This is a genomic window from Shewanella sp. (assembly GCF_051658185.1).
Classification (GTDB): domain Bacteria; phylum Pseudomonadota; class Gammaproteobacteria; order Enterobacterales; family Shewanellaceae; genus Shewanella.
The window spans coordinates 1-6,288 of record NZ_JBOFMC010000400.1 but is presented as its reverse complement, the minus strand read 5'-3'; the positions used below and the strand labels follow the sequence as shown (position 1 = coordinate 6,288).

Genomic DNA, 6,288 nt, shown 5'->3' with positions numbered 1-6,288 from the left:
CGCCCCTTTGCCAACCTGATTTATATCATGCCGCCCTATGTGATTAGCTCGGCACAATTAACAGCGTTAACCCAAGCGATGAAGCAAGTCGCGGCCACTATTGCAGTGCCAACTGCCGATGCCAAAGAGGATGCGACTAAGGTTACGATAAGCCACGGCTAAGGCCATCAAGACCGCCTGTCGCCGTCAACTGGCAAGCGCCATTCCCCAAGCCCCGTCGCATTCGCCAAGATATGGCGAATGCTTATCAGAGCGTAATGCTTAATGAGTCTTTTTGACCAAACTCGATATTAAGGCGCGCAGCGCCGCCGGTTTAATCATTTTCGCCATATAGTGATAACCGCGGCGCTGCACATCTTCGACCAGTTCCTTACGGGTATTGGCGGTGATCAAAATCCCCGGCAAGTCTTGGCCATAAAGCGCGCGGATCCCATCCATTGCATCGACCCCATTTTGCCCCTCATCCAAATGATAATCCGCCAACACAATATCCGGAGCCACCCCTTTAAGGCCCAGTTTAATTCGTGCATCGGCTAAATCTTTAGCGCAAATTACCTCACACTGCCAACGACTCAGTAGGCTTTCAAAACCTGCGAGAATAGCCTCCTCGTTGTCGATACACAGCACTTTAATGCCCGACAAGGGTTGAAGCAGCGATGGCACGGCGGTCAATTGTGGCGAGCGTACGGTTTGCCCTTTAGGCACGCGAATTGAAAACACTGAGCCACGGCCCAATTGCGAAGCCACCTGAATGCGATGTTCCAACACTTTGCCGATCCTGTCGGCAATGGCAAGCCCGAGCCCCAGGCCGCTGACATGATGACTGTTAGGGTTATTCAGCCGTTTAAACTCCTTAAAAATCTCTTCGGTTTCACGCTCATCAATGCCACAACCGGTATCAAGCACTTGAATTTCAATCTCGTTGCCCCGGCGGCGACACCCGAACAGTACGCGTCCACCGCGAGCATAACGGTAGGCATTGGTTAAAAAGTTTTGCAGGACACGCCGGAGCAACGATGGATCGGAATTCACCGTTGCGCTACAGGGCAACATACTAAAACGAATATGATTATCCCCCGCCATGGCCTCAAACTCGACCGCAAGGCCATTGAGTAATTCGGAGATGGCAAAATCACGGCGATTAACCTCTATCATGCCCGAATCAAGCTTAGAGATATCGAGCAAGTCGGTGAGTAATTCCCCGGCAATTTTAAGGGAACTGTTCACATGGGTTAAGGTGGTACGGGCCTCATGATCAAGATGAGGATACTGGGACAAAGACGCGGTAAATAATCTTGCCGCATTTAAGGGCTGCATTAAATCGTGGCCCACTGCGGCCAAAAACCGACTCTTGGAGGCATTGGCCATTTCCTCTTGGGCTTTAGCCTCAAGTAACTCACTGTTAAGCAACGCTAATTCATAGGTCCGTTCCTTAACCCTGCTCTCTAAGGTCTCATTGGCTTCGAGTAAGGCGCGCTCCTGCTCACGGTACTGGGTAATATCGGTAAAGGTCATCACAAAGCCGCCATCGGGCATTGGATTGCCTTGGATCTTAATCACTTTGCCATCTTTACGCTGCCGCTCCGAGGTGTGGGGCGTACCATTACGCATGTGCTGCACCCGTTTTGTCACCTGCCATTCAATGTCGCCCTGGCCGCAATAGCCCCGGGCAGCATTAAAGCGGATCACCTCACTGATGGGCATTCCTGGTTGGAGAAAGCCTTCGGGATAACGATATAATTCAACGTACTTATAGTTCCATGCCACCAAATTTAAATCCCGGTCGATCACGCTCATGCCTTCGTAGGCATGCTCAATCGCCGCGCGCAGCATATCTTGGCTGAGCATGATCTTCGATGACGCTTCATCAACCAGGCTAAAGACTTCATCGAGAGCAAGATCCCGCCCCTGCAACACCGAATCCATCACTAAGGCCGCGCTCGAGGCACCAAGCACCCCCGCCAATAATCGTTCAGTATGGGAGATAAGCTCAGGGGATGCGGCTTTATGCCAGCTCTCAGTCTTAACCGCGTCACTCGAAAAACGGCTAAAGCTGTCATAAGCACGAACGGGACTGACAAAGCGGCTGGCAAGGATCAATAAATCCTGCTGCGAAATCGTGCCCGTTTTTTTATTAGTCGCGCTTTTTAGCTGACCAGGACTGACAAAGGCACTGGCTTGAATACGCTCGGCCACACCCGCCCGAAACCAAATCGATCCGAGCACATATCCAGCAATATTGGCAAACAAGGCCGTTAGCGCGTCACGCACATTAGGGGTAATCGCATCTAAAAAACCCATAGGCGCTGGTGCCATGGCGGCCCCGTTTTCGCCAGCGGTAAACCCTTGGAGCGAGATATAAAACCACAGGCCAAAGCCTACCAATAGGCCTAAAAACACCCCAGCGCGATTGCCGTGTTTCCAATAAAGTCCCCCAATGAGGGCCGGCGCTAACTGAGCAAATGCGCCGAAGGATAGCATCCCTAAATGGGACAGTGAGTCACTGTCACCAAGGGCAAGATAACTGCCATAGCCCAGCGCCAAAATAATCACAATGGCGCCGCGACGGGCATTTAATAATAACTGGGAGAACTGGCTAAAATTTTGCTCGCGGATCTGTCCGGTACGTAACATCACCGGCACCAACCACTCGTTACTGACCATCACACTGATAGTGACCACCGCCACAATCACCATCCCCGTCGCGGCGGATAAGGTACCAAGCAATGCCACCACCGCCAGCAGCGGTTGTTCAAGGGCCAGCGGCAGATTGATGACATAGGTATCGGCCGGCACGCTGTCCCCAAGGATCACCTGTCCCGCCAAGGCCAGCGGCCCGACAAATAACCCAAATAACGCTAAATAGAGTGGAAATAACCAGCGGCCCTTGGCCAGCACAGACTCATCGGCACACTCAACCACCATCACATAAAACTGCCGCGGCATACAGACAAAGGCCGCCATGCCCACCAGTAACTCTGGCATCAGAGCTTCAATCCGCGGTATTGGATGATGAATTAGCCCCTTAACACTCGCCTGCTGCCAAATATCGGCAAAACCATCAAACACACTAAAACTAATCACCAACCCTACTAACAAAAATGCCGCCAACTTCACCAGAGATTCAAACGCAATCGCCAACATCATCCCGGGGTTATGCTCTGTGGCATCGAGTTTACGGGTGCCGAATAAAATCGCAAAAATAGCTAATAGCACACTAATAAAAAATGAAATGGTGACACCATCGAGGGGAGAATCGGCCGGTTGAAACAGATTTAAACTCAGCACCATCGCCTTCAGCTGCAAGGCGATATAGGGCATGATGCCGAACAGGGCAATGAGGGTCACTAACGCCGCTAAGGTTTGAGATTTACCGTAACGGGCGGCGATAAAGTCGGCCACCGAGGTGATATTTTGCGCCTTAGACACCAACACCATCTTGCGCAGCATGCCAAACCCTAAGGTGAAGATCAGGATAGGCCCCAAAAAAATCGGTAAGAAAGACCAAAAATCTTGGGATGATTGCCCAACGGTGCCTAAAAAACTCCAAGAGGAGCAATATACCGCCAAACTCAGGCCGTAAATCCCCACCTGCAGCTTTTTGGTGATAGCGCCAAACCAACGCTCTGCCCCCCAAGCGAGCAGAAATAACAACGACACATAACCGATGGCAATAACTGAAACGACTAAGGTTAGATTCATATTTCGCTCTTTTCTATTATTGTGCGATAAATGCCGCATAAAATCTAGCCAGATTTTGAGCGCAACAGCCTAAATATAAAGGAAATTTTAAAACTAGACCAAGGTCTAATGGAGTTACTGGCCTAAGGCATACCATACTCAGGCCACGCCATTTTTCAAAAGGGAAGCCCTATGAGCTCGCAGTTACTCTACAAGGTCTCCGGCAATATCGCTGCCAATGCACTTGTAAACAACGAACAATATAAAAAAATGTACCAAGAGTCGATCATCAATCCAGAGGGATTCTGGAGGGAGCACGGCAAACGTATCGATTGGATCAAGCCTTATACTCAAATCAAAAAAACCTCTTTTGATGATCATAATCTGTCGATCAACTGGTTTTATGATGGCACCCTCAACGCCTCGGCAAACTGCCTAGACCGCCACCTAAAAGACCATGCCGACCGCGTGGCGATCATTTGGGAAGGCGATAACGCCAGTGAACAACGTAAGCTCACTTACGGTGAGCTCCATACTGCCGTGTGTAAATTTGCCAATGCTCTGCGCAGCCAAGGCGTGCGCCGTGGCGATGTCATCACGATTTACATGCCAATGGTGCCGGAAGCAGCCATCGCCATGCTCGCCTGTGCTCGCATTGGGGCCGTGCATTCAGTCGTCTTTGGCGGATTCTCACCAGACTCCATCGCCTCGCGCATTATCGATGGCAAGTCAAAACTGGTGATCACCGCCGATGAGGGTCTGCGCGGCGGTCGCGCTATCCCACTTAAGCGCAATATTGATGATGCACTGAAACATCCTGATGTGAAGTGTGTTGAAAAGGTCATTGTACTGCAACGCACTGGCGGCAACGTTGACTGGGTTGAAGGTCGTGACGTCTGGTGGCACTCCCTCGTGGAAACCGCCTCTGAGCATTGCGTTGCCGAAGAAATGGGCGCCGAAGATCCGCTGTTTTTACTCTACACCTCTGGCTCTACCGGTAATCCTAAGGGCGTATTGCATACCACTGGTGGCTACATGGTGTACGCCTCGATGACCCATGAGTATGTGTTTGACTACAAACCCGGCGAAGTCTATTGGTGCACCGCCGATGTGGGTTGGATCACCGGCCACTCTTACATGGTCTATGGACCACTGGCCAATGGTGCCACCGTCCTTATCCATGAGGGCGTGCCGAATTATCCTAGCCCTGCCCGTTTAGGGGAAATGGTTGATCGCCATAAGGTGAATATTCTCTATACCGCGCCAACTCTCATCCGCGCCTTAATGGCAGAGGGTAAACAACACTTCGACGGCTTTAACGGTAGCTCATTACGCATCATGGGATCGGTGGGTGAACCTATCAACCCAGAAGCCTGGCGCTGGTATCATGAGGTCATCGGCCATGAACATTGCCCTATCGTTGATACTTGGTGGCAAACCGAAACTGGCGGCATTTTAATTACGCCGCTGCCCGGCGCAACCGACACAAAGCCCGGCTCAGCGACTCGTCCTTTCTTTGGAGTACAACCCGCGCTAGTCGACAACATGGGCAATATTTTAGAAGGTGCGACTGAAGGTAACTTGGTACTACTCGATTCATGGCCTGGGCAGATGCGCACGGTTTATGGCGACCACGATCGCTTTGTGCTCACCTATTTCAAAACCTTCCGCGGCATGTATTTTACCGGTGACGGTGCGCGCCGAGATGAAGATGGCTATTACTGGATCACGGGCCGAGTGGATGATGTGATCAACGTATCGGGACATCGCTTAGGTACCGCCGAAATTGAAAGTGCCCTGGTGTCTCACGAGTTGGTTGCAGAGGCCGCTGTAGTTGGCTACCCACATGATATTAAAGGACAAGGTATCTATGCCTATGTCACCTTAACTCGGGGAACCGAAGAGAGCGAAGCGCTGCGACAAGAGCTGCGGCAATGGGTCCGTAAAGAAATTGGCGCGCTGGCAACCCCGGATCTTATCCAGTGGGCAACCGGCTTACCTAAGACCCGTTCCGGCAAGATCATGCGCCGCTTCCTGCGCAAGATCGCCGCTAATGAGGTCACCAATTTAGGCGACGCATCGACCTTGGCCGATCCCGCCGTGATTGAGACCCTCATTGAAACGCGCTTAAATCGCAGTGAGTAATTCGCCATTCGCGAATAGGTAACAACTTTACTGCAGCCCGTTATCGAGGCCTCTCGATAACAGGCACTGAGCGTCAACACTCAGTGCCCCCAACGATGTCGAAAGTGTTGCTTGCCACTTTCAGTGACTTGCCCCTTCACCTTTATATACAGGTACAGGGGCATTTTTTTAGGCCAAGGTTTTTGGACTCTATTTCAATCCAATGTATTGAGCCAATGTATTGAGCCGATGTATTGAGCCAATGTTTTGATCCGATGTTTAAGTCCGATGTGTTAAGCTTGCTCGCTCAACTATCTGCCAGAGCGATTAAAGGCCTGTGGGCCTGTCACCCCAAAAGATGCCTGTAAAACCGACGATATCAGTTAACCCGACAGATTCAGTGCAACCTCATGGTTCCGTCACACTGAGAGATTATCAACAACAAGCGGTCGATGCTGCCATCACGCATTTTCGGCAAAGCCA

Annotated in this window: 2 protein-coding genes and 1 pseudogene; 2 read left to right on the top strand and 1 reads right to left on the bottom strand. The window is 51.1% G+C overall.

The features are described 5' to 3' along the window. Positions 1-162 (top strand): annotated as a pseudogene (locus ACRCZA_RS15000) (adenosylmethionine--8-amino-7-oxononanoate transaminase); the annotation flags it as partial. Positions 163-261: 99 nt separating this feature from the next. Here ACRCZA_RS15000 and ACRCZA_RS14995 read toward each other — a convergent pair. Continuing rightward, complete coding sequence (locus ACRCZA_RS14995) at positions 262-3,702, bottom strand: hybrid sensor histidine kinase/response regulator (RefSeq protein WP_438675195.1); 3,441 nt, start codon at positions 3,700-3,702, stop codon at positions 262-264. Positions 3,703-3,873: 171 nt separating this feature from the next. Here ACRCZA_RS14995 and acs point away from each other — a divergent pair, with 171 nt between their 5' ends. Next, positions 3,874-5,826: an acetate--CoA ligase gene (gene acs, locus ACRCZA_RS14990; RefSeq protein WP_438675194.1), complete on the top strand. Its 1,953-nt coding sequence runs from the start codon at positions 3,874-3,876 to the stop codon at positions 5,824-5,826. Positions 5,827-6,288: the final 462 nt, after the last annotated feature.

What these genes read in the sequence shown, in the direction of transcription:
- ACRCZA_RS14995 (WP_438675195.1), bottom strand. Translation starts at nt 3,702, where the DNA reads ATGAATCTAACCTTAGTCGTTTCAGTTATTGCCATCGGTTATGTGTCG.
- acs (WP_438675194.1), top strand. Translation starts at nt 3,874, where the DNA reads ATGAGCTCGCAGTTACTCTACAAGGTCTCCGGCAATATCGCTGCCAAT.